28 protein-coding genes and 1 pseudogene are annotated in these 25796 nt (G+C 39.2%); 26 read left to right on the top strand and 3 right to left on the bottom strand.

What is annotated here, in order from left to right:
- The first annotated feature begins 97 nt into the window (after nt 1–97).
- The 8 genes from ACQYAC_RS06420 to udk all read left to right on the top strand — a co-directional run bounded on the left by ACQYAC_RS06420 (nt 98) and on the right by udk (nt 8087).
- A complete protein-coding gene (locus tag ACQYAC_RS06420) occupies nt 98–664 on the top strand; it encodes a biotin transporter BioY (RefSeq protein ID WP_058014577.1) in 567 nt (188 codons plus the stop codon).
- Entirely contained in the window at nt 661–2124 is a 1464-nt protein-coding gene (locus tag ACQYAC_RS06415; protein ID WP_429942957.1) for an acyl-CoA synthetase, read from the top strand. The genes ACQYAC_RS06420 and ACQYAC_RS06415 overlap by 4 nt, the downstream gene beginning before the upstream one ends.
- Entirely contained in the window at nt 2112–3209 is a 1098-nt protein-coding gene (locus tag ACQYAC_RS06410; protein WP_429942956.1) for an acetyl-CoA C-acyltransferase, read from the top strand. Before ACQYAC_RS06415 ends, ACQYAC_RS06410 begins: the two co-directional genes overlap by 13 nt.
- A gap of 64 nt (nt 3210–3273) precedes the next feature.
- The gene (gene mltG, locus ACQYAC_RS06405; RefSeq protein WP_429942955.1) at nt 3274–4356 is read left to right on the top strand and encodes an endolytic transglycosylase MltG; all 1083 of its coding nucleotides are present in this window, start codon (nt 3274–3276) and stop codon (nt 4354–4356) included.
- A 210-nt stretch (nt 4357–4566) separates the two neighbouring features.
- A complete protein-coding gene (locus ACQYAC_RS06400) occupies nt 4567–5232 on the top strand; it encodes an O-methyltransferase (protein ID WP_429942954.1) in 666 nt (221 codons plus the stop codon).
- On the top strand, nt 5229–6158 hold the full coding sequence (locus tag ACQYAC_RS06395; RefSeq protein ID WP_429942953.1) for a peptidase U32 family protein: 930 nt from the start codon (nt 5229–5231) through the stop codon (nt 6156–6158). The genes ACQYAC_RS06400 and ACQYAC_RS06395 overlap by 4 nt, the downstream gene beginning before the upstream one ends.
- Nucleotides 6159–6178: 20 nt before the next feature.
- The gene (locus tag ACQYAC_RS06390; protein ID WP_169056908.1) at nt 6179–7447 is read left to right on the top strand and encodes a peptidase U32 family protein; all 1269 of its coding nucleotides are present in this window, start codon (nt 6179–6181) and stop codon (nt 7445–7447) included.
- Between the two features lie 7 nt (nt 7448–7454).
- Nucleotides 7455–8087 carry a uridine kinase gene (gene udk / locus ACQYAC_RS06385; protein ID WP_024423106.1) on the top strand — a complete coding sequence of 211 codons (633 nt, stop codon included), beginning with the start codon at nt 7455–7457 and terminating at the stop codon, nt 8085–8087.
- Nucleotides 8088–8139: 52 nt separating this feature from the next.
- Here the strand turns inward: udk and ACQYAC_RS06380 are convergent, their stop codons facing one another.
- Complete coding sequence (locus ACQYAC_RS06380; protein WP_058014583.1) at nt 8140–8487, bottom strand: Ig-like domain-containing protein; 348 nt, start codon at nt 8485–8487, stop codon at nt 8140–8142.
- A gap of 637 nt (nt 8488–9124) precedes the next feature.
- On the opposite strand from ACQYAC_RS06380, the gene greA reads away from it, so the two are divergent.
- From greA to ACQYAC_RS06365, 3 genes are all read left to right on the top strand, one after another.
- Nucleotides 9125–9598 (top strand): transcription elongation factor GreA, encoded by a 474-nt coding sequence (gene greA / locus ACQYAC_RS06375; RefSeq protein WP_012010706.1) that lies wholly within the window; start codon nt 9125–9127, stop codon nt 9596–9598.
- Nucleotides 9599–9648: 50 nt separating this feature from the next.
- The gene (locus ACQYAC_RS06370) at nt 9649–11391 is read left to right on the top strand and encodes a peptidoglycan D,D-transpeptidase FtsI family protein (protein ID WP_429942952.1); all 1743 of its coding nucleotides are present in this window, start codon (nt 9649–9651) and stop codon (nt 11389–11391) included.
- A gap of 67 nt (nt 11392–11458) precedes the next feature.
- Entirely contained in the window at nt 11459–12124 is a 666-nt protein-coding gene (locus tag ACQYAC_RS06365) for a YrrS family protein (RefSeq protein WP_429942951.1), read from the top strand.
- Between the two features lie 35 nt (nt 12125–12159).
- Here ACQYAC_RS06365 and ACQYAC_RS06360 read toward each other — a convergent pair whose 3' ends face one another.
- Nucleotides 12160–12363 carry a YrzA family protein gene (locus ACQYAC_RS06360; RefSeq protein ID WP_034620637.1) on the bottom strand — a complete coding sequence of 68 codons (204 nt, stop codon included), beginning with the start codon at nt 12361–12363 and terminating at the stop codon, nt 12160–12162.
- A 186-nt stretch (nt 12364–12549) separates the two neighbouring features.
- Here ACQYAC_RS06360 and ACQYAC_RS06355 point away from each other — a divergent pair, with 186 nt between their 5' ends.
- From ACQYAC_RS06355 to ACQYAC_RS06325, 7 genes are all read left to right on the top strand, one after another.
- Nucleotides 12550–13191, top strand: coding sequence for a class I SAM-dependent DNA methyltransferase (locus ACQYAC_RS06355; RefSeq protein WP_429942950.1), 642 nt, complete (start codon nt 12550–12552; stop codon nt 13189–13191).
- 14 nt (nt 13192–13205) lie between these two features.
- Entirely contained in the window at nt 13206–13901 is a 696-nt protein-coding gene (gene mtnN, locus ACQYAC_RS06350) for a 5'-methylthioadenosine/S-adenosylhomocysteine nucleosidase (protein WP_034661478.1), read from the top strand.
- A gap of 46 nt (nt 13902–13947) precedes the next feature.
- Nucleotides 13948–14871 carry a PLP-dependent cysteine synthase family protein gene (locus ACQYAC_RS06345; RefSeq protein WP_061408731.1) on the top strand — a complete coding sequence of 308 codons (924 nt, stop codon included), beginning with the start codon at nt 13948–13950 and terminating at the stop codon, nt 14869–14871.
- A gap of 1 nt (nt 14872) precedes the next feature.
- Entirely contained in the window at nt 14873–16021 is a 1149-nt protein-coding gene (locus ACQYAC_RS06340; protein ID WP_429942949.1) for a bifunctional cystathionine gamma-lyase/homocysteine desulfhydrase, read from the top strand.
- A gap of 72 nt (nt 16022–16093) precedes the next feature.
- Nucleotides 16094–16324: a YrhC family protein gene (locus ACQYAC_RS06335; RefSeq protein WP_041815772.1), complete on the top strand. Its 231-nt coding sequence runs from the start codon at nt 16094–16096 to the stop codon at nt 16322–16324.
- Between the two features lie 445 nt (nt 16325–16769).
- Nucleotides 16770–16904, top strand: a complete 135-nt coding sequence (locus tag ACQYAC_RS06330) for a YrzI family small protein (RefSeq protein WP_012010698.1) — start codon at nt 16770–16772, stop codon at nt 16902–16904.
- A gap of 160 nt (nt 16905–17064) precedes the next feature.
- Nucleotides 17065–17226, top strand: a complete 162-nt coding sequence (locus tag ACQYAC_RS06325; protein ID WP_155114467.1) for a hypothetical protein — start codon at nt 17065–17067, stop codon at nt 17224–17226.
- A gap of 43 nt (nt 17227–17269) precedes the next feature.
- On the opposite strand, the pseudogene ACQYAC_RS06320 reads toward ACQYAC_RS06325, so the two are convergent.
- A pseudogene (locus tag ACQYAC_RS06320) lies at nt 17270–17353 on the bottom strand (YjcZ family sporulation protein); the annotation flags it as partial.
- A gap of 309 nt (nt 17354–17662) precedes the next feature.
- Between ACQYAC_RS06320 and ACQYAC_RS06315 the strand changes: the two are divergent.
- The 8 genes from ACQYAC_RS06315 to ACQYAC_RS06280 all read left to right on the top strand — a co-directional run.
- Nucleotides 17663–18265, top strand: coding sequence for a class I SAM-dependent methyltransferase (locus ACQYAC_RS06315; protein ID WP_058014589.1), 603 nt, complete (start codon nt 17663–17665; stop codon nt 18263–18265).
- A 419-nt stretch (nt 18266–18684) separates the two neighbouring features.
- Complete coding sequence (fdhA, locus tag ACQYAC_RS06310) at nt 18685–19899, top strand: formaldehyde dehydrogenase, glutathione-independent (RefSeq protein ID WP_058014590.1); 1215 nt, start codon at nt 18685–18687, stop codon at nt 19897–19899.
- A gap of 587 nt (nt 19900–20486) precedes the next feature.
- Nucleotides 20487–20897 (top strand): acyl-CoA thioesterase, encoded by a 411-nt coding sequence (locus ACQYAC_RS06305; RefSeq protein WP_429942948.1) that lies wholly within the window; start codon nt 20487–20489, stop codon nt 20895–20897.
- A 2-nt stretch (nt 20898–20899) separates the two neighbouring features.
- The gene (locus tag ACQYAC_RS06300) at nt 20900–21835 is read left to right on the top strand and encodes an ACP S-malonyltransferase (protein WP_429942947.1); all 936 of its coding nucleotides are present in this window, start codon (nt 20900–20902) and stop codon (nt 21833–21835) included.
- Nucleotides 21835–22578 (top strand): 3-oxoacyl-[acyl-carrier-protein] reductase, encoded by a 744-nt coding sequence (gene fabG, locus ACQYAC_RS06295; RefSeq protein WP_429942946.1) that lies wholly within the window; start codon nt 21835–21837, stop codon nt 22576–22578. The genes ACQYAC_RS06300 and fabG overlap by 1 nt, the downstream gene beginning before the upstream one ends.
- 26 nt (nt 22579–22604) lie before the next feature.
- Entirely contained in the window at nt 22605–22901 is a 297-nt protein-coding gene (locus tag ACQYAC_RS06290) for a phosphopantetheine-binding protein (RefSeq protein WP_366596102.1), read from the top strand.
- Nucleotides 22902–22906: 5 nt separating this feature from the next.
- Entirely contained in the window at nt 22907–23419 is a 513-nt protein-coding gene (gene fabZ / locus ACQYAC_RS06285; RefSeq protein WP_429943938.1) for a 3-hydroxyacyl-ACP dehydratase FabZ, read from the top strand.
- Nucleotides 23420–23422: 3 nt separating this feature from the next.
- Nucleotides 23423–25796 (top strand): hypothetical protein (locus ACQYAC_RS06280; protein WP_429942945.1); only part of this gene is annotated, 2374 nt, incomplete at its 3' end.

Raw genomic sequence — 25796 nt, 5'->3', positions numbered from 1 at the left:
ATGGTTTATATGTTAACTTTATTTTATTTCATGTTGACATAATAGGCTGTACCTTTTACTCTATTTTTAACAATGAATTGAGTGAGGGGTATGGAAATTGAAAATTCAAGATATGATGCAAATGGCGCTAATGACTGCGGTGATCGGGATGTTAGGATTGATCCCGCCGATTTTACTTACATTTACACCTGTACCCATCACAATGCAAACGGCAGGTCTTTTGCTTGCTGGTGGGCTGTTAAAGCCAAAACAGGCACTGATCAGTTTACTTCTGTTTCTCTTGGTTGTGGCATCAGGCGCACCTCTTTTGTCAGGTGGCAGAGGCGGAATAGGGGTCTTTTTTGGACCAAGCGGTGGATTTTTACTTGCTTATCCAGTGGCTGCCCTCATGATTAGTTTGTGGATCAACCGTCTGAAAAAAGTGACCACTTTGCACCTTTTTATGATCTTTACGGTATGCAGTATCGGAATTTTGTATCTATGCGGCATTCCTTTTCAAGCGATGATGATGGATATCAAGGTCACTCAGGCTGCTCTCCTTAGTCTGATTTATATTCCAGGTGATCTCATCAAAGCGGGCATATGTGCTGTTCTCACGGTGAAAATCATTGCGGCTATGTCATATCGAAAAAGGGATGTGCATAAAGGGAGGCGTGCAGTTTGAACAGAATAACGGAAAGCTATGCATCACATGCAGAAATGAACCCAGATCATATCGCCATCATTGATGGACAAGAAAGGATCACTTATCAAGATTGGTATGAGCGTGTCCGGCTATCAGCGCACTGGTTACAACAAACGGCTCATGAGCAAAAAAGAGTTGCCTTTTTATTATCAAATGGTGCTTCTTTTCTCCAAATATTTGCTGGCGCTGCTTGTGCAGGGTGGACAGCTATCCCGCTTGACCCGAGATGGAGCCGTGAGGAATGTGCTAAAAAGCTTTTGTTAAGTGAGGCAGCTCTCGTCATTATCGAGGATCGATATTTAAATAGATTTGAAAAGTACAGCGAAGATTTGCAGGTTCTTTCTTTATCTGAATGGAAGGAAAAAATGAGCCTCATCACACAAGGTCCATCTAACAAATGCGACAGCGAGATCGACCCTATCTTTTATATGGGATTTACGTCAGGATCAACTGGTTCACCTAAAGCATTTATCAGGCGCCAGCAGTCATGGATCAAAAGCTTTCAAACAACAGCCGATACATTTGGAATCACTCATCAAGATCATGTACTGATAGCTGGTACACTCTTATCCTCTCACTTTTTATATGGTGCCATCAGTACATTATACTTTGGCGGCACAGTGACGATTTTAGAAAAATTTACGCCAGTGAAAGCGAAAAAATCCTTACAGGCAGGAGACATTACTGTGATGTATACTGTCCCTACGATGACAGAATCGTTGCTGGAAATAGACGCTTTTGAGAGAGACAATCCGCTTCTTGTCATATCATCTGGAGCAGATTGGGGCACTCCTTCAAAGAAACAACTCGTGACCAACTATCCGCATGTGACATTTTTTGATTTTTACGGCACATCAGAGTTAAGCTTTGTTTCCTACTTATCTTCAAATGACTTTTTGCAAAAGCCTTCATCTGTCGGACGGCCTTTTTCTCCCATTCAAATTGAAGTGAGGCGAGCTGATCAAACAGTCTGCCAGCCAAATGAGACAGGAAGAATTTATGTGAAGAGCCCGATGTCTTTTGCAGGCTACTTACATGAGGAGAAACAGCCGAAGGAGTGGCTGACAGTTTATGATATGGGCTGGCTGGATGAAGACGGCTATTTGTATATGAGCGGCCGTGAAAATGGCATGATCGTCTATGGAGGGCTGAATATTTTCCCAGAGGAAATTGAGCGTGTGCTAAATGAACTGCCAGAAGTGAAGCGATCGGTTGTAGTTGGCGTTCCTGACCCATATTGGGGTGAAATCCCTGTTGCTATTATTGAACAAGGACAGCACACAAAGAGGATTCGGCAAGTTGTCAAAGAAAAACTGGCGGCCTACAAGGTGCCTAAAAAATGGCTTGTCATGGATCAAATAATTGAAACATCCGGAGGAAAAATAGCACGTGCCAGTATGAAAAAGTGGGCGGAGGAACAATTGTCATGCAAGCAGTAATTGTACAAGCAAAACGGACACCCTTCGGTGATAAAAATGGGATGCTGAAGGATTATCGTCCAGAGCAATTAGCCGCGCCTCTTATTCAGTATTTGTCTAAAGGGATGACGCCGGACGACATCATATTAGGAAATGTTGTAGGAGGCGGCGGGAATATGGCCCGTCTGTCCTCATTAGAAGCAGGGCTTTCTTTCTTGGTACCCGGGATGACAGTTGATAGGCAGTGTGCCTCAGGTCTAGAAGCAATCCGAACAGCTTGCGCCATGGTTCAATCAGGAGAAGGCTCAATGTATATCGCTGGCGGGACTGAGAGCATTTCGAGATCACCAATGAAAGAAAGAGCCCGCTTTTCACCGGAATGGATAGGAGATCCGGCTATGGGAGAAGCAGCAGAGCTGACCGCTACGAGATTCTCTGTGACAAGAAAAGAACAAGATGACTATGCGCAATTAAGCTGGGAAAGAAGTATAGATGCAATCAAACGTGATACATATTCAGAAGAGATCGCTTCAATTGACGGACTGAGTATAGATGAAGCGGCCGCTAAAATAAGACCGATGGCAAAACTGATCCAGCGGGCAAAGCCTGTATTTTCACTGGGGAATGGATCAGTAACTGCCGCCAATAGCTGCAAAGAAGCAGATGGTGCAGCAGCGGTCGTTGTGATGGAAAAAGCGCTAGCGGAGGCAAATGGGTTTCAGCCAATGCTGCGATATGCCGGAAGTGCTGTGACGGCGATGCATCCCAATTTTCCAGCTGCTGCACCGATTGATGCGATGAAGAAACTTCTACATCAAGAGAAAATCAAGGTAGAGGATGTTGCACTGTTTGAAATCAATGAAGCTTTTGCTCTGAAAATAGCGCTGATTGCTCGTACGCTGGATATTCCTTATGACCGAATCAATAAAAGAGGTGGTGCACTCTGTCTTGGTCATCCATATAGCGCATCAGGGGCTGCGATGATGGTGAGACTGTTTTACGAAGCGCGTGCCTTACCGAATGGAAGCTATGTCATGGCTGCTATTGGGAGTGGTGGCGGCGTTGGTTTAGCCGTATTATGTCAAGTTCTGTCAAGACATGCATGAGCAAGTAATTGCCGAACTCCGTCGAATCATGTACTATAAAAGCTAGATGTGAGGAGGGCCATGCATGTTTTCAGAACAAAAGAAACGACCATTTTTCAAAAGAAAAATGGGGATCGTCCTGTTATCTGTCCTTGCTGTCATCATCATTGCAGCATTATCAGGCTTTTTATATGTTAAATCAGCACTTGGACCGGTCGATCAAAAAAGCAAACAAACGATTAATATTCATATTCCTAATGGGACATCTGTCCGTGAGATTGCGGGCATTTTAAAAGAAAATGGGCTCATTTCGAATGACACGATTTTCACTTATTATGCAAAATACAAAAATGCGTCCGGCTTTAAAGCGGGATACTTTCATTTGAAACAAACGATGGACGCAGACACGCTGATTCAAAAGCTGACATCTGGAGGGACAGACTATGCCTTTCAGCTTGTGATTCCAGAAGGAAAACAGCTGTCTGATATTGCGGCAGTGATTGCAAACCAGACGAATTTTTCAGCGAAAGAAGTGCAAGCGAAGCTGGATGATCCTGCGTTTATTCAAACGCTAATGAAAAAATATCCGAAAACGGTGACATCACAGGTAAATGGCAAACAGGTGAAACATCCGTTAGAAGGTTATTTATTCCCTGCGACGTATCCATTTTATCGTGAGGATGAATCACTCGAAACGATCATTGAAACGATGATTAAACAAACAGATCAATACGTGAGAACGTATGAAAAAGACATGAAAAACAGAAACATGTCCATACATGATGTGTTAACGATGGCATCACTGATTGAAATGGAAGCAACGGAAAAGACGGATCGCGCAAAAATCTCCAGTGTTTTTTATAACCGGTTGAAAAAGGACATGCCGCTTCAAACCGATCCAACCGTTCTTTATGCACTGGGTGAACATAAATCCCGTGTTTATTACAAAGATCTCAAGGTGAAATCTCCTTATAATACGTATAACAACAAGGGGCTGCCGCCTGGACCTATTGCAAATGCTGGCGAATCTTCATGGAAAGCCGCACTGCACCCAGATAAAACGGATTATGTGTACTTCCTTGCGAAGAAAAATGGAGAAGTCGTCTTTACAAAAACGTTAAATGAGCACAACAAAGCGAAAGCCAAATACATCACAGGCAGCAATTAATGTACATGTGAATCGAAAAAGACTGTAGACAATTCAAGATTGCCTGCAGTTTTTTTCGTTGGAATATCCATTTTATAGGTTCGCAATGTCCACTTCTTTGTGGTAAAATATATCGGGTTGTTTTACTTAGATGAACGAAAGATTGACGAGAAAGAGAGCTGCAACAGGCAGGACTCTTCTTTTTCAGGTCATGAAGGAGCTAGACAAATAATGACTATCGAAGATGATCAAATGAATGATTATATTGAACATTTAATTCACCCAAGTCCTGATGCAATCGCTCAATTAGAGGCATATGCAAAAGAGCATCATGTGCCAATTATGGAAAAGGTGAGCATTGAACTTTTACTGCAGCTGCTGTCGATGAAAAAGCCGAAGAAAATTCTTGAGGTTGGGACAGCGATAGGCTACTCCGCCATTCGAATGGCGACAGCTCTACCAGATGCTGAAATTTTTACGATTGAGCGAAATGCAAAACGCTATGAAGAAGCGACACGGAACATTGAGGAATTAAAGTTAAAAGAAAGAATACACGTGTTCTTTGGTGATGCCATAGAATCGGCTAAAACAGTCCAAACGGTGGCGCCCTATGATGTGATCTTTATTGATGCCGCAAAAGGGCAGTACAAACGTTTTTTTGAGCTTTTTGAACCGATGCTTGCTCATGACGGAATGATTATTACAGACAACGTATTATTTAAAGGTTTAGTGGCAACGAACTATGAAGAAGAAATAGAAGATAAAAGAAAAAAACAATTAATTGGAAAAATTGATCGATACAATCAATGGCTTATGTCAAACCCCGATTTCCAAACGTGTATTATTCCAGTTGGAGACGGGATCGCCATTAGTACTAAAAGAGGTGACCAATCATGAAAAAACCAGAATTGCTTGTGACGCCAAGCAAGGTGTCAGATGTACTGCCATTAATTGAGGCGGGAGCTGATGCATTCTTAATAGGCGAACAAACATACGGTATTCGTCTTGCAGGCGAGTTTTCAAAAGAAGATGTGAAACAGACGGTTGAGCTTGCACATAAGCATCACAAAAAAGTGTATGTGGCGATGAATGCGATTTATCATAATGATCGTGTGCAGCTGCTTGGAGATTACTTAACCTTTCTCGATTCATTAAACGTAGATGGCGTCGTCTTTGGAGATCCAGCTGTGATCATGGCCGCTAAAGAAACAGGGGTAAGCCTGAATCTCCACTGGAGTACAGAAACGACTGGGACAAACTACTACACTTGTAACTACTGGGGCAGAAAAGGTGCAACGCGTGCTGTTCTTGCCAAAGAACTGAACATGGACAGTGTTATCGACATCAAAGAAAATGCCGAGGTGGAAATCGAAATTCAAGTCCATGGCATGACATGTATGTTCCAATCAAAACGTACGCTCATTGGCAACTACTTTGAATACCAGGGCAAACAAATGGACGTTGAAGGCAGAAATATGGAGGAAGGACTATTCCTTCATGACCAAGAGCGTCAAAACAAATACCCTATTTTCGAGGATGCAAACGGCACTCATATTATGAGTCCAAATGATGTGTGTATGATTGACGAATTAGAGGAATTTGTTGATGCAGGCATCGACTCATTTAAAATTGACGGAATTTTAAAGTCACTTTCTTATATGACAGAGGTGACGTCTTTATATAGAAAAGCAATTGATTTATTAGCGACTGACAAAGACGCGTATGAAGATCAGAAAGAGGACTGGGTGAAGCGGATTGAAGAGATTCAGCCAGTGAATCGTTCAATTGATACAGGGTTCTTCTTTAAAGAAACGGTTTATTAATATAAGAGGAGGCAGAGGAAATGGCACTATTGAAAGATGGTATTTCTGAAATGATTGACGGGAAACGTGTCATTACAAAAAAACCAGAACTGCTTGCACCAGCAGGAAACTTGGAAAAGCTGAAAATTGCTGTACATTACGGAGCAGACGCTGTCTTTATAGGCGGAAAAGAATTTGGACTTCGTTCAAATGCCGATAACTTTTCAATTGAAGAAATGGCTGAAGGTGTCGCATTTGCAAATAAATATGGTGCACGAATCTATGTGACAACGAATATCTTTGCCCACAACGAAAACATGGACGGGCTGGAGGAATACCTTCAAGGGATTGAAGGCGCTGGAGTAGCGGGCATTATTGTGGCTGACCCGCTGATCATTGAAACGTGTAAACGTGTCGCACCTAAGCTTGAAGTTCATTTAAGCACACAGCAATCTCTTTCGAACTGGAAAGCTGTTCAGTTTTGGAAAGAAGAAGGGCTTGAGCGTGTGGTGCTTGCTCGCGAGACAAGTGCGCTGGAAATTAGAGAAATGAAAGAAAAGGTCGATATTGAAATTGAGACGTTCATTCACGGTGCGATGTGTATTGCTTACTCTGGCCGCTGCGTGCTCAGTAACCATATGACGGCAAGAGATTCTAACCGCGGGGGCTGCTGCCAATCCTGCCGCTGGGATTATGATCTTTATAAACTAGAAGGTTCTGAGGAAGCGCCATTATTTGGAGAGGAAGACGCACCATTTGCGATGAGTCCAAAAGATTTAAAGCTTGTCGAATCCATTCCTCAAATGATTGAAATGGGAATTGACAGCTTGAAAATCGAAGGTCGAATGAAATCAATTCATTACGTGGCAACTGTCGTGAGTGTGTATCGCAAAGTCATCGACGCCTATTGTGCGGACCCGGACAATTTTGTCATTGAGCAGGAATGGTTAGATGAATTAGATAAATGTGCAAACCGTGACACAGCACCAGCCTTTTTCGAAGGTGTACCGGGAACGGATGAGCAAATGTTTGGCATTCATGGAAAGAAAACGACTTTTGATTTCGCAGGTCTCGTTCTTCATTATGATGAAAAAGAACAAATCGTCACATTGCAGCAGCGTAACTTCTTTAAAGCAGGGGACGAAGTCGAATTTTTCGGGCCAGAAATTGAGAATTTCACATGCAAAATTGAGACGATTTGGGATGAAAAAGGAAATGAACTAGATGCCGCTCGTCATCCGCTGCAAATCGTCAAATTCAAGCTCGATCAAAAAGTATACCCTAGCAACATGATGAGAAAGGGGAAATAACAGGCACATGAGGAGTAAACCAGTTGTCATTGGCATTGCTGGCGGCTCGGGTTCAGGTAAAACGAGCGTCACCAATTCAATTTATGAAAAATTTAAAGGACATTCCATCCTCATGCTTCAGCAAGATTTATATTACAAAAATCAAAGTCATATGCCATTTGAAGAGCGCCTGCTTACGAACTATGATCATCCGCTCGCATTCGACAATGACCTGATGTTTGAGCATTTGGAACAGCTCTTAAGGTACGAATCCATTGAAAAACCAATATATGATTTCAAGCTCAACACACGTTCAGAAGAGACTGTCCATGTTGAACCAAAGGATGTTATCATCGTTGAAGGCATTTTTGCACTAGAAGACGAACGCCTAAGAGATTTAATGGATATTAAACTGTATGTTGATACAGATGCAGATCTGCGCATCATTCGCCGCATTTTACGCGATACGAAAGAAAGAGGCCGTTCAATCGATTCTGTCATTGAACAGTATGTATCTGTTGTCAGACCCATGCATAATCAATTCATTGAACCAACAAAGCGGTACGCCGATATCATCATCCCAGAAGGCGGCCAAAATCATGTGGCGATCGACTTAATGGTCACAAAAATTCAAACCATTCTTCAAAACCGAGCAGAGTAAACGGTGGAGAAGAAAAAGACCTTTACATTGTAAAGGTCTTTTCAACATCATATTAATAAACAGTCACGAAAACTTGTCCTAAGACAGATGATCCTTTATAAAGAGTGATAGTGGCTTTACCAGTTGAATGAGCGGTAACTAGTCCACTAGAGCTAACAGAAGCTACACTCTGGTTATCTGTCCAATAACGTGTAGCTGCAGAATCATAGACAGAGTAGCGCTCACCAACTCTTAAAGGTAAACTGTAATTTTGAATCGAAATCACATCTAAAGTTTGAAATCCAGAAGAACTGCTATTGACTGTGACATCCGCTGTTTCTTTGGCCGAAGCCATGCCCATTAGTGAAAAAGATAATGTAGAGATGGATAGAACAGAAACAATTGTTTTCTTCATGTTCATTTAAAACACTCCCTAGCATGTATTTGGTCTTGCATTGATAGAATTCAACAAAAACCAAATATTTCCTTGTTAATATTTGTTAATTATGTGTGAACTTTTATTAAAGCAGCATTCTCAGAAAGAATCTTAAGGGTTTGATATGATAATAAAACAATGAAGAAAAGAAGAGATGGAGAAATCACTACCACATAGCGAAAGAATGAAGTTAAAAAAGTATATTAAAAAAACGACAAACAAATCATCACAAATTTTCAAACAATTCTTGATCAAAAAGCAATTTTGTAATAATATAGCATAGACATATCGTACACTGACCATATTATGTATTGGAAGATGGAGAATGGATAAGCTATTCTTCTACATATGATCGAAATGGCGAACGAGGTACAGGAGCTTCCTGTGCCTTTCCACAGTTTGTGCGATGGAGATAGATCATCTTTGGACCACTGATAATGGTTCTGTCTGAAAAAAAGGCATAATAGTTGCATCTAAAAGGGACGCCATGTAAGATGGACTTTTACAAATATGGGACAGAAGGAATGAGGGCCTGAAAAAGTCCTCATTCTTGTATATTTCAGTCGTCACTCACGTGCAGAAAATATGTATGATGAGGATTAATAGAAGGAGTGAATGATTCATGGCACAAGAGAAAGTATTTCCAATGACAGAAGAAGGAAAACTTAAGTTAGAAGAAGAGCTTGAATATTTGAAAACGGTTAAACGTAAAGAGGTTGTAGAGCGTATTAAAATTGCGAGAAGCTTTGGAGACCTCTCTGAGAACTCGGAATATGATTCTGCTAAAGAAGAGCAAGCGTTTGTAGAAGGGCGTATCACTACGCTTGATAATATGATTCGCAATGCCAAAATTATCGAAGATGAAGGAAACTCAAATATTGTCTCACTTGGTAAAACAGTCACTTTCGTTGAATTACCAGACGGAGAAGAAGAGTCTTACACCATCGTTGGAAGTGCAGAAGCTGATCCGTTTGAAGGAAAGATTTCAAACGATTCACCAATAGCAAAAAGCCTGTTAGGCAAACAAGTAGACGACAAAGTAACCGTTCAAACACCTGGCGGAGAAATGTTCGTCCAAATTGTAAAAATTTCATAATAACGTTTATACGATAAACACCTCGTCCACAATAGGGACGAGGTGTTTTTATGCGCAAAAAACGTAGAATTCAATGGACAGGTGCTATTATTTTTATGCTGCTGCTCGGTCTTCTCATGAGACTGGCAGAAATTCAACTGTTTTTCACAGAATCCTTTTCAAAGCTTGATATCAATTTAATACAAGAAAGTGTCAAACAGCGTACAGAAGAAGTGGTCATTTCAGATGGCCGCGGTGAATTTTTAGATCGAAACGGCGAGGCGCTTCTCACAAAAGAACAGCCTGCGGTGATCTTATTTCCTTTCCTGCAATATGATCTTCCTCATTTAAAACAAACCGCCTCTATTCTTGAGATGGAAGAAGATGAACTCAAAAAACAGCTGACAGAAACCAAAAAACCTCTGATTCTCAAAGATGACATCACGAAAAAAAAGCTGAAAGACATCAATGATATGAAATATTCAGGTGTGTACGGCGTATATATGAAAGAGAAGGACAAAAAAAGACTTGCCCTCCACACATTAGGCTTCACGAGTGAGAATCCAGAATTGCTCAGAAAGCGTTATCCTGATAAAAAAGAGCTTTCCATCCGTACAGAAATCGGTACTTTTGGGCTGGAAAGCACCTTTGACGAATTTCTATTACCTGAGCAAGACACAAAATTGTTATATCATGTGGACGGAAGAGGAAACCCTTTGTTTGGGATGGACGTCAAATATACAGCAGAGGCTCATTCGTTTTATCCTCTTCAAGTTCAAACAACAATTGATAAAAACATGCAAGCTGAAATGGAGAAGGTTTTGAAAGACAAAGGCGTCGAAAAGGGCGGTGCTGTTCTGCTCGACATTGAAAGCAGCAGTGTGCTGGCGATGGCAAGTACGCCAAACGTCACAAGCAAAAACCGGCATGAAGCAAGAAATTACATGCTGACTGCCATGGCACCAGGCTCTGTTTTTAAAACCGCTGTCCTTGCCGCAGCAATTGAAAAAAACCTCGACCAGCCACAAACGATGTATGACTGTCGAAAGAATTTATATGGAGAGCCAGAAGGAACGCAGGAAGTGCTCAATCTGTCTGAGAGCTTTTCGCAGAGCTGTAATTATACCTTTGCAACACTTGCTGGCAAGCTGATCCAAACAGATGATCAAATCATCGAAAAGACGGCTGCAAAGCTTGGACTCATTGATCGAGCTGGCTGGGAAGGGGATGTTTATCATAAGCAGCATTTCAAACAGTTTGATCGTGAAGAAACCGGCAATGTGTGGGGGGATAAAAGAGACAAGCATGTCAAAAAAGCCATTGCTCAAACCGCAATAGGGCAAAAAAATGTCAAAACGACTCCTTTGCAAATGGCCAATATGATGGCGTCGATTGCAAGAGGCGGAGAACGAAAAGAAGTGAAAATCGCTGAAAAAGTGCTGTATCAAAACGGAACAACGATGCTAACCTTTCAAAACAAACGACCAGAAGGAGGCAGTATTGACCGCTATACAGCTCAAAAGCTGCAAAAGTACTTAAGGCAGGTGGTGACGTCTAACAAAGGAACAGGAAGAAGGTTTCAAGACCTTCCATTCGATGTGGCAGGGAAATCAGGCACTGCCCAAACCGGTAGTAAAGATAAAAAGGGGAATCCGCTTTATCATAAATGGTTTGCTGGATACTTTCCGGTGGAAAAACCAAAATACGCACTAGTCGTTGTTCACCTTGACGAGGCAAGTGGCCAGGCTAAGACAAATGATGCGTTTTATGATATTGTAAAAAAGGTCAACGAAATTGAAAAGAAACAGACATAGAAGATCCCTTCATGTCATGTTAGAATAGTAACGACTTAGGGAACAGAGGCAAAGGAGTGCAGAGATTTTGAGTAGAAATTCTCGATTTGAACATCGTGATAAGCGCAGAAAGGCGAATATGGTGCTTAACATATTAATTGGTATCGTTGTGGTGCTTATTTTGGTTGTCGCAACGAGTTTGTTAATTTTTAATAAACCGAAAGACACAGATGTAGCGGATGCACCTTCTAAAACGGCGCCTGCAACAAGTGAAAATAAACAAAAATCAGATGAAGATGTGAAAGATCAAAAGAAAGACACATCCGATGATTCAGATGCAAAAAAAGATGACTCATCTGATCAAGACGACGATACGAAGAAGTCAGATGATGAAAAAGAGCCTCATAAAGATGCGTTAAAAGACGCCAAAGAAACAGATGGCGGCTCAACGAGTGACGTAGACAAAACATACGAAAGCGATGACTGGGAGCCTGTTGGGACAGAGCAATCCGGTTCACATACAGCAACCTATGATTCTAATTCAAAAGACTGGAAAGAAATGATGAAAGCCATGTCCTATGCGACGGGAATTTCAGAAGATCAAATGACAGTTATTTGGTTAGGAAATAACGGAGGTCCTCAAGACGCAAAGGGAACCATCCGTGATAAATCAACAGGCGAACGCTACCGCGTGGAAATCACATGGGTAGATGAAAAAGGCTGGAAACCTGTAAAGGTTGAGAAATTAAAATAAACATGAAAAAAAGATAGCAGTCATGCTATCTTTTTTTAGATATTCGCCTTAAAATGAACAACCGCTGTATACAAAATCCGGTCATCGATCACAGTCGTTTGATGACTGACAGAATGAACGGTCAGCAGAATTGCCTGATTATGTTCAATTTGTTTTTGGATCTTTTGTTCAAGTTCTTTTAAAGACGATGCTTCAAAGAATTCAATTTTATCCTTTAGAAAATCCAACTGAAAATCCATTTGATCCACCTCACCATACTCTTCATTCATCTTAATCTCTCTCCTCTAAAAGAGCAAATATTTTTCTACCCCTACCAGTATTTTTTAGTAGGAAAGAAACTGAAGATGTGGTAGGATAGGAACTGTTCGACGGATTAAAACATACTATACGCATAGGAATAAATAGATAAAATGGAGGGAAAGAAAATGGGACGTGAGTTTCTTTCTTTATTTGATCATTGGGCTGACTCTTATGATGACACGGTAAGTGGTCATGATGAGCAGTATGAAGAAGTGTTTCGCGGGTATCCGGTTATTTTAAAAGAAATAGTTCGCCGTGCAGGTCAAGATGTTCTTGAGTTTGGAAGCGGTACTGGGAATTTAACAGCGGCACTGCTCACAGCTGATAAGAACGTATTTGGCGTTGAACCATCAGACGCTATGAAGAAAGCGGCTCTTCAAAAGGGAATACCCGATGTGTTTCATGATGGGGATTTTTTATCATTTCCAGCGCCGCCATTTGAGCCGGATACAATTGTCAGTTCATATGCTTTCCACCATTTAACGGACGAAGAAAAAAAACAAGCCATTCACACCTATAGCAACATCCTTCACTCAGATGGTAAAATAGTCTTTGCTGATACAATGTTTCAAAATCAAGCAGCACATCAAGCTGAAATCAACAAAGCGAAAGCGGCAGGATTCGATCAGCTTGCTGAGGATTTAGAAACGGAATATTATCCATCCATCGATGTGCTAAAGCAAATCTTTGAAGAAGAAGGTTTTAGTACGTCCTTTTATCAAATGAATGATTTTGTTTGGATCGTAGAAGCGAAGAAAAGGGAATGAAAGGATGTTTTGATTTGAAAATCGCAGTCATAGGTGCAATGGAAGAAGAAGTGACGATATTAAGAGATCAACTAAAGAATGCTACACAAGAAAACATCGCTGGGTGTGAATTCACAACAGGTGTTTATGAAGATAAAGAAGTGATTTTATTAAAATCAGGGATTGGAAAAGTGAATGCAGCGGTCAGCACAACACTTCTGCTTGACCGCTTTCAGCCGGATTATGTGATCAATACAGGATCAGCTGGTGGTTTCCATCACACATTAAATGTAGGGGATATTGTCATCTCTACTGATGTTAGGCATCATGATGTGGATGTCACGATTTTTGATTATGAATACGGACAAGTACCAGGGTTGCCAGCTGCTTTTGCTGCAGACGAAAAGCTTGTGAAGCTGGCTGAGGAGTCGGCTTTAGAGATCGATCATATTCAAGTGGCAAAAGGAACGATTGCAACCGGAGATTCATTTATGAATGATCCGGATCGTGTAGCGTTTGTGAGAGAGAAGTTTCCAGAGTTATATGCGGTGGAAATGGAAGCTGCAGCTGTTGCACAAGTTTGCCAGCTCTTTGGAACGCCATTTGTTGTTGTTCGAGCGCTATCTGATATTGCAGGGAAAGAATCCAATGTCTCCTTTGATCAATTTCTTGAGCAAGCAGCGATTCACTCAACCGACCTTGTCTTGCGTATGATAAAGCAAACTCAATAAAAGAAGGGGATTCCCCCTTCTTTTCCATACAAAGGAAGGGAATCATATGGCTGTCATAAAGGATATTACAGAATTAATTGGCCGCACACCGCTTTTAAAACTGTCAGGGGTTGGCATCCCGGAAGGTGTAGAGGTATATGCAAAGCTTGAAATGATGAATCCGGGTGGAAGTATTAAAGATCGTTTAGGTGATATGCTCATAAGAGAAGCATTGGCATCTGGTAAATTGCGCCCTGGCGGAACCATCATTGAAGCAACTGCTGGAAACACAGGCATTGGGCTTGCCCTCAGTGCAAGAAAGCATCAATTGCGTACCATTTTTTGCGTACCAGAACATTTTAGTCAAGAAAAACAACAGCTTATGAAGGCGCTTGGTGCAGAGATCATTCATACACCAAGAAAAGAGGGCATGAAGGGTGCGATTGATCGAGCCCTTGAACTAGAGGCAAGCCTTGGCAATGCCTATTGCGTTTTACAATTTAAAAACCAAGTAAATCCATTGACTTACTATAAAACGCTTGGTCCAGAGTTATGGTCCGACTTGCAAGGAAACATCGATGTATTTGTTTCAGGAGCGGGATCTGGCGGAACTTTTCAAGGGTGTGCTGCCTATTTAAAAGAGCAGCATCCAGCGTTAAAAACAGTTGTTGTCGAACCTGAAGGATCGATTTTAAATGGAGGAGATCCGGGTCCGCATAGAACGGAAGGAATCGGTCTTGAATTTATCCCAGATTATATGGAATCTGCTTTATTCGATGAGATATATACCGTCAGTGATGATGATGCTTTCCAAATGGTGAAAGAAGCTGCTGAAAAAGAAGGCGTTCTCATCGGGAGTTCTTCGGGTGCAGCGTTATTTGCCGCTTTAGAAGAAGCGAAGAAGGCAGCACCTGGGACAGTCATCGTCACCATTTTTCCTGACAGCAGTGAACGGTATTTAAGTAAAGGTATTTATGAGGGAGGAAAATAAGATGAAACCAAAAACAATGATGATACACAGCGGAACAACTGGTGATGAAAAAACAGGCGCTGTGTCTGTACCTATATACCAAGTGAGCACCTATAAGCAGCCGAAAGCAGGCGAGCATACAGGATATGAATATTCAAGAACAGCGAATCCAACAAGAACGGCACTAGAAACCGTCATTCGTGACCTTGAAGGAGGAGCAAACGGCTACGCATTTGGTTCAGGAATGGCTGCCATTACGGCAGTGATGATGCTGTTTAACAGCGGAGATCATATTATCCTGACAGATGACGTATACGGCGGAACGTACCGCGTCATCACAAAGGTACTCAATCGTATTGGTATTCAAGCGACCTTTGTTGACACAAGTGATCCTGAAGCAGTGAAAAAGGCGATTTTACCTGAAACAAAAGCGGTTTACATTGAATCACCAACCAATCCTTTACTCAAAATGACTGATCTCAAAGCGATCGGCCAATTGACAAAAGAAGCCAACATCTTAATGATTGTTGATAATACATTTTTCACACCTTATTTCCAAAGGCCGATTGAATATGGGGCGGACATTGTCCTGCATAGTGCCACTAAATATTTAGGCGGCCACAGCGATGTCGTAGGCGGGCTTGTTGTAACAGCGACAGAAGAGCTTGGAGAAGAACTGCATTTTGTTCAAAATTCTACAGGTGGAATTCTTGGACCGCAGGATTCATGGCTTCTCATGAGAGGAATCAAAACGCTTGGACTAAGAATGGAAGCACATCAGCAAAATGCACAGAAAATCGCTGAGTTTTTAGAACAACATCCAGCAGTCACACGTGTTTATTACCCAGGTCTTGATGCTCATCCTGGACATGAACTTGCAAAAACGCAAGCATCAGGCTACGGCGGCATGATCTCTTTTGATATTGGAAAAGAAGAACATGTCGATGTCTTTTTAAGTCAGCTTAAGCTGTTTACGATCGCAGAAAGCCTTGGAGCGGTTGAAAGCTTAATCTCTGTTCCTGCTCGAATGACTCATGCGTCCATTCCAAAAGACCGCCGCGAGGAGCTTGGCATCACTGATGGGTTAATTCGTATATCCGTCGGGATTGAAGATGTGGATGATTTACTGAATGATATGAAGCAGGGACTAAATGCACTAGTGAATGGATAGATTTACATGCCACTACCTTTCTTTTACTATGTTAAGCTATCAATAGACATGTTAAACAGGAAGGTGATTCAAGTGAAGAAAAAGTGGAGTGGTTTAGTGACAGATTACAAGCAGTACGCTTTTATTTTGCTTGCTGTCAGCACCTTTTTATATATTGGTACGATCATACCAAACCAACACATCGAAGCATCTCCAAAAATGCTGATGATGGGAATTGATTGTGTTTTCTTATTAGCAGCTTTTCTTTGTGTGAGACGCGCGATCTTTTTTCAAAAAAAACTGCAAGAACTAGATGAAGATTAATTCGAAAAGTCTCCTCATATACGTGAGGAGGCTTTTTTTGATTGTATTGGACAATCGGACAAGAATCACTGTAGAAATTTAGTCAAACACACAAAATTCATCTATTTTACTAAAAACAGGTTTACAAAATGGTGCTTGCTGGATATACTAACAAAGTAATTAAAAACGTAAAGGAGGCTGAAGAATATGTTATTCGTATCTACTTGTGATCAATTCAACAACAATTTCATCATGTCATCAGCCTGTGGAAGAGCTCGTGTCCTTCCTTTACCTTATACGGTGCACACGCTTCAAAACTGTTAAAGTAAACGAGGATTTTACGTATCATCCATTGCAGGTTGGAAGACACTGTCTTTTAATCTGCATTTTTGTGCCCGCAGGTCAACTGACAAAGAAGATCTGCGGGCTATTTCGCGTGCTGCGAACTGAAGGGAGGTGAGCGTATATGACAATCCATTTATTTTTTATCACATTGACGATCCGACGAAAATACAAAGACATTGAAACGGTTCTTTATGAACAACAAGTCGAAACATTTTATGAAGAAATGAAGCAGAAACAACTAAAGTATATGAACTAAAACACGAAAAGAAAAATTGAAAAAGGAGGAGATTGACATGTTTATGATGCTTGCAATGCTTGATTGTTATACGATGGAGAAGGACCAGGTTTAGACACGCTCCACATTGATCATCTGCACATATGATATCCGTAAAAGGAGATTGTGAGGTGATCAACGAATGTCGATGTCACCATATATGAGGTTTCCGTCAGTGGGGCACGGATATACATCCATTCCGCATTCCTTAAAGCATGGATACGGTAATCCGTACCGAATGCAAAGAGAGCAAGAGGAAATGCTCAGACAATATATGTATCAGTACCGAGCTTATTGGTATTAAAGAAAAGGAGCAGGAAACGTTATCGTTTCCTGCTCCTTTTACATTAGCAAATCCAGCTTGCACCGATGATGATCAACAAAATGAACAGTACAACAAGCAATGCGAATCCGCCTGCAAAACCGCCACCGTAACCACCGCAGCCTCCAGCATAACCTCCACCAAAGCCCATAATCTAGCACCACCTTTATCTAATCAAGATACATTCATAAAATATGCAGCTCATGCAGAAAACGAAATCAATCTAAGCACAATTAATGAAAACGCCTATGTAGAAGAAAATTTTTTAAAGTTCTGCGAAACATTTTCTGAAAAGGTGCCGTCTAATCAATAACAAATAATTAGGACTAGGTCTTAAACTTTGTTAGGCGTGAGCCGATATGAAAAGTAAGAAAATTCGTAAATAGTTTTATTTACTGGTGCAAAGCAGGTGTTAACATTGATTCAAAGCTGGATTGGAAAACAAATGAGGGAACCAAAAGGCTTGTTCTCAAAATGGGTTGCCCGCTATATGGAAAAAAATCATCATAATATCAATGAATGGACGATTCAACTCTTAAATATACAAGAAAATGACCGGATTTTAGAAATTGGTACTGGAAGAGGCATGACATTATCGAAGGTAGCAGAGAAACTTGATCGCGGTAAAGTATATGGAGTGGATGCCTCTCGTCATATGATCAAATATGCAAAAAGAAAACATAAGAAGCTTGTGGAACAGGATAAAGCCGTCTTGACTCTTGGTAAAGCCGAGCATTTACCTTTTGAAGATAGATCTTTCAATAAATTATTTACGGTGCAGACCATTTATTACTTGAAGGATATTGAGCAAGTCATGAAGGAAGTGTACCGTGTTCTTCAAGTGGATGGAGAAGTATTCTTATCTTTCCAACAGCAGGAACTGATGAAGGAACAAAAGCGGTCACATTCTTTTTCATCGTATAGTGAACAAGAGATTAGCCGACTATTTTCAGCGTATCACTTTAGAGAAGTTTCGGTTTATCACTATGATACATACATCTGTATCAAAGCGTTAAAATGATGAAAATATTTCCCAGGTAATGAACAAGCATTCAAAAAGAGGCTCTTCGTGAGAGGAGCTTCTTTGCGTGTAATTGAATCATGTTTGAACGAATAAAAAAAGTCTCTTCACCGAAGAGACTTTTGTATATGATGTAGGCGCCAGCCAGGTGTGTAAGGAATGATAGTATATATAAGGAATTTGTTTGTCGATTAAGGATACCTGTCTGGCTTATTCCTTATATCGACACCGTTCTTCAAAAGTTTAGCTTTTTTTTCAATATTTTCTTTTTTATTTGACTGGAAAATACATTTTTCTCTCCGTGATAGACATTTTTCGCTTTTTTTTAATCAATGGTGCCATTTGAAGCAGGGAATTGCTTCAGAAGTAGAGAAAATTGTAGAGACTTCATTTTTAAACAAAAAGGGAGGAATGAAAAAATGTCGGGAAACAAAGGTGTCGTTTATAAAGGAGCAGGAAATGTAGCAGTTGAGGATATTGGATACCCTGATTTGATTTTAAGAGATGGCCCGGGTGTACCGAAAGCCAATGTGGGGCGCAAATGTGAGCATGGCGTCATTTTAAAAGTAGTGACGACGAATATTTGCGGAAGTGACCAGCACATGGTGAGAGGTCGTACGACTGCGCCTGCAGGACTCGTCCTTGGTCATGAAATTACAGGTGAAGTCGTTGAGGTAGGACGAGATGTGGAGTTTATTCAAAAAGGAGACCTTGTGTCCGTTCCCTTTAATATTGCTTGTGGACGATGCGTCATGTGTAAGGAACAAAAAACCCATGTGTGCTTAAATGTAAACCCGGACCGTCCCGGCTCTGCCTATGGGTATGTTGATATGGGTGGATGGGTTGGCGGCCAATCCGAGTACGTCATGGTACCATATGCAGATTTTCAGCTGCTGAAATTTCCAGACAAAGATCAAGCGATGGAAAAAATACTTGATCTGACGATGCTTTCCGATATTTTCCCGACAGGTTTTCACGGTGCGTATTCGGCTGGAGTAAAGCCTGGTTCAACTGTATATATTGCCGGTGCAGGGCCAGTAGGTCTTGCTGCAGCGCATTCCGCTCAGCTCCTTGGCGCTTCTACGGTCATTGTCGGTGATTTGAATGAACAAAGGCTGGAGCAGGCCAGAAGCTTTGGCTGCGAGACGATCAATTTACGAAAACATGATCGAATCGGTGAACAAATCACCAATATCTTAGGAGAGCCAGAAGTAGACTGTGCCGTCGATTGTGTCGGCTTTGAAGCTTCAGGTCATGGAGATCAAGGAGAAGCACCTGCAACCGTTTTAAATACAATTATGGATATTACCAAAGTTGGTGGTAAACTTGGAATCCCAGGGCTTTACGTCACAGAAGACCCAGGTGCAGTGGATGCTGATGCAAAAGTTGGATCACTGAAAGTGCGAATTGGACTCGGCTGGGCAAAAGCCCATACCTTTGTGACAGGCCAAACCCCTGTTATGCAATATCACCGCAGCCTAATGAAATCCATTTTAAGCGGACGAGCACAAATCGCCAAAGCAGTGAATGCAACCGTCATTAACCTTGATCAAGCCCCTCAAGGATACAGTGACTTTGATTCAGGTGTAGCAAAGAAATTTGTCATTGACCCGCATGGGATGATTTCTAAATAATGAGTAAATAGTTAAAAAGAAAAGGCGTTATGACTATGTCAAGTCATAGCGCCTTTTCTTTTCTAAGAAAACGCATATTAACTATAGAAGAAAGACTAATACAATCAATGATTTTCCCTATAAATCTTCATTTTCTATTCTGCAGCAGTGTAAATTTAATTAATCTAAACCTCCTCAAAAAACAATTTTGATCAAAAATTATAAAAAGAGTTTCTTATGAGAATAAGTATTTTAATCATTATTTTAGAATATTTTATCCGGAGATAATGTATAATTCGATCCATAAAACACAAGAAAAAATTGAAAAAAGAAGAAAATATAAAGATGAAATCTATTATACCTAAATATTAAATTATTTAATATAAAAAAACATTCAGGATAAATATAGGTTTTTTCTTCAAAAAAATATAAAATTTTTACACAAAAATGGTTTAATTTATATATCTTGAACCGATATGATAATTAGTATATGGATAATTAAGAATTAAATGGTATTAATGGAATAATAAAGTTTTCGATTCTATTAAAATTACTATTTCTAATTTGATTTTAATAGGAAATATTCATTATAGGTGTGATATAGAGACATGAAATGGGTAACTTCTGAAATTAGTGTTCGTTATGTTGAATGTGACTCAATGGGGATCGTTCATCATTCTCATTATTTAAATTGGTTTGAGATCGGTAGAATTGAATTCGCTCACATCGCAGGAGTGGACTTTCATAGACTGCATCAAGTACTTACGTTACCAGTTATTGATTTGGAGTGTCGATATAAGCAGTCTGCGAAATTTGGAGATACGATATTAGTTGAAACAGCACTTGAATTATCGAATAAGGCGATGCTCATTTTTCATTATAAAGTACGGCGTAAAAGAGGCAAAGTTTTACTCGTACATGGAAAAACTCAACACGTATTTCTCGACAAAGAAATAGGTTTATTGTTGAAAATACCTTCAGATATTGAGAATAAAATAAAAACTTTTTTAAGGAGTTGAAAATGGAGACTGCATTTATTTTTCCGGGGCAAGGATCACAATATATTGGCATGATGAAAGACTTCTATGCGAGATATCCACATATTTTCAATCAGCTTTTTGAAGAAGCTGCTGATCAATTACATATTGATTTCAAAAAGATTTGCTTTTATGGAAGCGAACAAGAATTGACTTCTACAGATATTGCTCAACCAGCTATCTTATTACATAGTGTAGGGATTCAGAGACTTTTAGAATTGGAGGGCATTAGTCCAGACATAACCACAGGACATAGTGTCGGACAATTTTCAGCACTAGTTACTGCAAAAGCTCTCACATTTTCAGAAGCGGTTCAATTAGTGCATAAAAGAGGCGTGTTTATGAAAAATACGAAAGAAAGAGGAAAAATGTTGGCGATTGTTAGTTCGCAAAGTGAAATTTTGCAAGAAATACTTATCGATGCTAAGAAGCTAGGAGTAGACATTGCGGCCATCAATTCACCACTTCAAGCAGTAATATCTGGAATAGAAGGGAGAATTAACGAAATTTCCAAGGAACTCGAATTCAAAAAAGGTGTAAAAGTTAATTTTCTAAAAGTCAGTCATGCTTTTCATTCAAATTTAATGGCTGAAGCTCAGAATAATTTTAGCGATTATGTTAAGCAATTTCAATTAAAGACACCGATAATTCCAATTATTCTTAATAATAATTCCTTGCCTAGTACTGAAATAAAAGAGATTAGGGAAGATCTAATCAAACAGTGTACAGACACCGTATTCTGGAGTGATACAGTTGAACGATTAATGTCATTACATCTAAAAAATATCATAGAAGTTGGTCCCAAAAAAACGTTAACAGGTTTAGCAAGAGCTTTTCAAATGAAGCCTAAGTTTTTACCGACTGATTCATTTATGACATATAAAAAAATCGTAAAAAAAAGGAAAGAGGGGACGTTTTAATGTTTGAAGAAAAGGTGGCTGTTATTACAGGTGCTTCAGGTGGGATAGGAAAGGCAATTACAGAATCATTAGCTCGAGAGAAGGCTACTGTTATTTTAACATACAAAAATAACAAAGAAAGTGCAGAAAACATTAGACATGAGATTATTGAAAGCGGAGGCAAAGCTTCTGTTTATCAGGCGGATGTAAGTGAGGAACAAGATGTTAAAAGATTGTTTTCAGCAATCAAAAAAGAGTTTGGGAAAATAGATATTTTAATAAACAACAGCGGTATTACAAAAGATGGTTTTCTCCCAATTATGAGTAGCAAAAAGTTTGATGATGTAATCCAAGTAAATTTGAAAGGTACTTATTTATGTTGTCGAGAAGCTGTGAAGCAAATGATCTTAAAGAAACAAGGAACGATTATAAATATAGCTTCTACGAGTGGTATCTCAGGTGCTATTGGACAGACAAATTATTCTGCTTCTAAAGGGGGGATTATCGCATTTACAAAAAGTTTAGCACTAGAAGTCGCACAATATAATATTCGAGCTAATGTTGTAGCACCAGGATTTATTGAAACCCAAATGACTAAAAAAATGGATCAAAAAACTCTTAATAGGATGCTAGAACTTATACCGCTTAAACGTCTAGGTAGACCGGAAGAAGTCGCAAATCTTGTGACATTTTTGGCTTCTCAATTATCTGAATATATCACTGGAAAAGTTTTCACAATAGATGGTGGTCTTATTAACGGATAAAAAATCTAAATAAAAGGATGATTAGTTTGCTTAATTATGTAGAAACAAAAGAAAAAGCTAAAAATAGAAGAGAGCTTACAGATAAAATAAAAGAATTACTTGTTGAAAAATTAGATTTAGAAATAGATCCTTCAATTATTACAGATGACCAGCCCATATTTGGTAGGGGTCTAGGCTTGGACTCCATTGATGCACTAGAATTATTTGTGGTTATTGAAGATGAGTTTGGAGTGACAGTTTTCGATGATAATATCGAAGTTTTTAGCTCAGTGAACAAGTTAGCTGATTATATTGAAGAAAATATGGAGAGTGAACAAGCTTGAATCAAATATTAGATGTGAATGAAATTAAAAAATTATTACCGCATCGCTGGCCTTTTCTCATGCTTGATAAGGTCGTTGAATTAACTCCAGGCATAAAAGGCATAGGGATCAAAAATGTTACAATCTCTGAACCATATTTTGAGGGACATTTCCCAAATGAGTCAATCATGCCAGGCGTATTGATAATCGAAGCAATGGCTCAAGCTACAGCAGTTGTATATTGTACAGGTATTTTAAAACATTCCGAAGAGACCCTAAATGAGGTGGCAGCTTCAATCGAATTAAATGTTACTACTGATATTTCACATCGTGTTGGCTATCTTGTGGGCATTAAGGACTTAAAATTTCTAAAACCTGTTGTACCAGGTGACCAATTAAGATTGAAGGTCCATATCGAACGTACATATCAAGTGATGTCAAAGGTGAGAGTAGAAGCTTACGTAGATAGGATCTGTGTGGCAAAGGGCGTATTAACTGTATCACAAAAGCCAGAGACACTTAATCCTAAAAAGGTATAAATTATGAAAGAAAATAAAAAATTCCATATTCGCGAATGTACTGTACATGATGCTAGAGAATTAGCTGATTTTTATAATAAGTTAAAATATGGACCTGTCAATCATGGGTACTTGTTAAGTGAAAAAAATATGAAACAAATGATAGAAGAAGTGGACATTATTTTATATTTGTGTGTTGTATATGACCAGCAAATCATTGGAACAATGCTTTTTTCAAAAATGAGTGGACAAAGATCTGCATCTGAAGACAGCGTTTGGGGGAGTAAATTTGTGATAGCTGATGGCTTTCGCAATGGTCCTTTACCAGCACTATTTTTCTCAACATCCATACAAATGCTAGTGGAAAAAGGATTTAAAACAATTGAAGTAGAAGTGGATCCTAATAATGTAAATGCTCTACCTCTATACAAAAGAGTTGGTTTTATTCGACCTCATTCTAATCAAGTAGATTACGACGGATATTTATGTCTTAAAAGCTATCTTCCCTATATTATTTCATATTTAAAAGATAGTTATAAAGTGGAGAAATTGGATCGAAATATTATGGAAAAAGGCTGGAAAGGGCTTGAGGTATCAAAAAATTTACGTTCCTCCAATATTGATACTATTCAGTTGAATGGAATGGAAGCAGCTGAATATCGAATGAACTTTGGTAAAGAAGTTATTAGTTGTTGGGTGGATGTGTTAAGTAATAAGGTTGCAAAATTTGAAGATATAAGGTTTATGTTTCAACAGTATATAAAAGAAGGGCAACATGTAATCGTAGGACAGCGCGTGACCTTAGTATACGAGTTTGAAAATAAATTAACTCAAACCATTTTAGTTCATTTGAAAACCCAATTTCAGGAAAGAAAGAAGCTTCTATTTCAAAAAAGACGTTTTCTTGTGAAACAGGGAGAGAAAATTTATATTGAAATACCAGTTGTTGTTGGGAATAATTCAAAAAAGGGATTACAAACAAACATAAAATTTGGTCCCTGCTCTTTTGATTTTGAATACGGAATATATTTGAAAAATCGTTTGGAATTAAAAATGCATGATGATGTTTTAGTGGAAACTGAATTGTATAAAAATTCTATTTTGCTGGTTAAAAATAACCAACAGGATACGACTAGTGTCAAAATTGATTTAGTGAATAAAACTGGTGAGGAAAGTAAGATAGTTAATATTGCACCAAACACGACTGAAAGTTTGACATTACCCCTTCCTTCTTATAAAAAAGGGAACTATAAAGTTAAAGTGACAGCTAAAAATAATCAGCACCTCTTTTTAAAGGAAACTCATCACATACATGTGATAGATCCATTTGGAGTTATATGTAAAGATAATTTAAATTTCATCATTTTAGAGAGTAGCGATCTGCAATTAAAAATTGATAAGCATTCAGGAACCCTTAAATGCTTTCATAAACTTTTAAACAGAGATCTATTGATTGAAGCATGGCCCGATATCAATACGCCTTATAAAAATGGTTTGAGAGAGCACAAGAAAAAAGAGATAGACGTATTTGTAAGTAAGAGAAATGAAATTTATCTTGCTGAGAAAAAACAAGGTGAGATCATATTTATTAGAAAAATCACTTTAAAAAATGAAGAAGTTATTAAGGTTGATGATTATCTTTTAGAATCAGGAACTATCAAATTAAATCCGTGGTGTTTAATGCAAGGGAGTACTATGTATATCCCATTAAAAGAGGCCATTTTAAAAGAAAAACAAATTGAGGAATCTTTTCCTTTTCTTATACATGACTATGAATTTAAGAAAGATATTGACTTACCAATAAATCCGATAAGCTACTCTATGCCCTGGTCTGCGTTTGAAACGAATGAAATATCCATTGGATTTATGTGGGAAGGTCATGTGAAGAGTATTAATTATGGATTGAGTTGGATGCCTTCATTGTCAATTGAACAAAAAAGAGAATTTAGTCAATTTAAGAAGAAACTTTCCACTTTCCCTTTATTTTTTAAAAAAATGTGGATAAAGAAAATAGATCGTATTTTACGACCTACAAGTACTCATTATTTCCGACTAAGCACAAAGGGAATAAATCATATTTTACAGAAGTATCGAGCACTTTATAATTCTAATGATATGACATTTTCATTGGTTGAATCGGTCGATATGAATATGCATACTACGATTGTCCAAAAGGGAAAGGACGTAAATCTAAAGCTGAGTTTAAAAAACTTTCTTCTCTCGCCAAAACATGGAACACTGACCCTTTCTATACCATCTATTGATTATCAAGAAGTCAGACAGATCGATTTAGCAGGGGGACAAACTTTACTACTTTCGTTTCCGGCATCTATAAATGAAGAAAAAAGTATCATTTGTGGAGAAATAGTATTTGAGCAAAATACCTCCCAATTTGTTA

The sequence above is a fragment of the Bacillus sp. MM09(2025) genome (genome assembly GCF_050496725.1).
GTDB lineage: Bacteria > Bacillota > Bacilli > Bacillales > Bacillaceae > Bacillus > Bacillus pumilus.
The sequence above is the reverse complement of the archived record's forward strand: the minus strand, read 5'-3'. Positions and strand labels throughout refer to the sequence as shown.

Bases quoted from the DNA above. Each gene is read 5' to 3' on its own strand.
- ACQYAC_RS06410 (WP_429942956.1), top strand. From the start codon at position 2,112: ATGCAAGCAGTAATTGTACAAGCAAAACGGACACCCTTCGGTGATAAA.
- mltG (WP_429942955.1), top strand. From the start codon at position 3,274: ATGTTTTCAGAACAAAAGAAACGACCATTTTTCAAAAGAAAAATGGGG.
- ACQYAC_RS06400 (WP_429942954.1), top strand. From the start codon at position 4,567: ATGACTATCGAAGATGATCAAATGAATGATTATATTGAACATTTAATT.
- ACQYAC_RS06395 (WP_429942953.1), top strand. From the start codon at position 5,229: ATGAAAAAACCAGAATTGCTTGTGACGCCAAGCAAGGTGTCAGATGTA.
- ACQYAC_RS06390 (WP_169056908.1), top strand. From the start codon at position 6,179: ATGGCACTATTGAAAGATGGTATTTCTGAAATGATTGACGGGAAACGT.
- udk (WP_024423106.1), top strand. From the start codon at position 7,455: ATGAGGAGTAAACCAGTTGTCATTGGCATTGCTGGCGGCTCGGGTTCA.
- ACQYAC_RS06380 (WP_058014583.1), bottom strand. From the start codon at position 8,487: ATGAACATGAAGAAAACAATTGTTTCTGTTCTATCCATCTCTACATTA.
- greA (WP_012010706.1), top strand. From the start codon at position 9,125: ATGGCACAAGAGAAAGTATTTCCAATGACAGAAGAAGGAAAACTTAAG.
- ACQYAC_RS06370 (WP_429942952.1), top strand. From the start codon at position 9,649: ATGCGCAAAAAACGTAGAATTCAATGGACAGGTGCTATTATTTTTATG.
- ACQYAC_RS06360 (WP_034620637.1), bottom strand. From the start codon at position 12,363: ATGGATTTTCAGTTGGATTTTCTAAAGGATAAAATTGAATTCTTTGAA.
- ACQYAC_RS06355 (WP_429942950.1), top strand. From the start codon at position 12,550: ATGGGACGTGAGTTTCTTTCTTTATTTGATCATTGGGCTGACTCTTAT.
- ACQYAC_RS06345 (WP_061408731.1), top strand. From the start codon at position 13,948: ATGGCTGTCATAAAGGATATTACAGAATTAATTGGCCGCACACCGCTT.
- ACQYAC_RS06340 (WP_429942949.1), top strand. From the start codon at position 14,873: ATGAAACCAAAAACAATGATGATACACAGCGGAACAACTGGTGATGAA.
- ACQYAC_RS06330 (WP_012010698.1), top strand. From the start codon at position 16,770: ATGACAATCCATTTATTTTTTATCACATTGACGATCCGACGAAAATAC.
- ACQYAC_RS06325 (WP_155114467.1), top strand. From the start codon at position 17,065: ATGTCGATGTCACCATATATGAGGTTTCCGTCAGTGGGGCACGGATAT.
- fdhA (WP_058014590.1), top strand. From the start codon at position 18,685: ATGTCGGGAAACAAAGGTGTCGTTTATAAAGGAGCAGGAAATGTAGCA.
- ACQYAC_RS06305 (WP_429942948.1), top strand. From the start codon at position 20,487: ATGAAATGGGTAACTTCTGAAATTAGTGTTCGTTATGTTGAATGTGAC.
- ACQYAC_RS06300 (WP_429942947.1), top strand. From the start codon at position 20,900: ATGGAGACTGCATTTATTTTTCCGGGGCAAGGATCACAATATATTGGC.
- fabG (WP_429942946.1), top strand. From the start codon at position 21,835: ATGTTTGAAGAAAAGGTGGCTGTTATTACAGGTGCTTCAGGTGGGATA.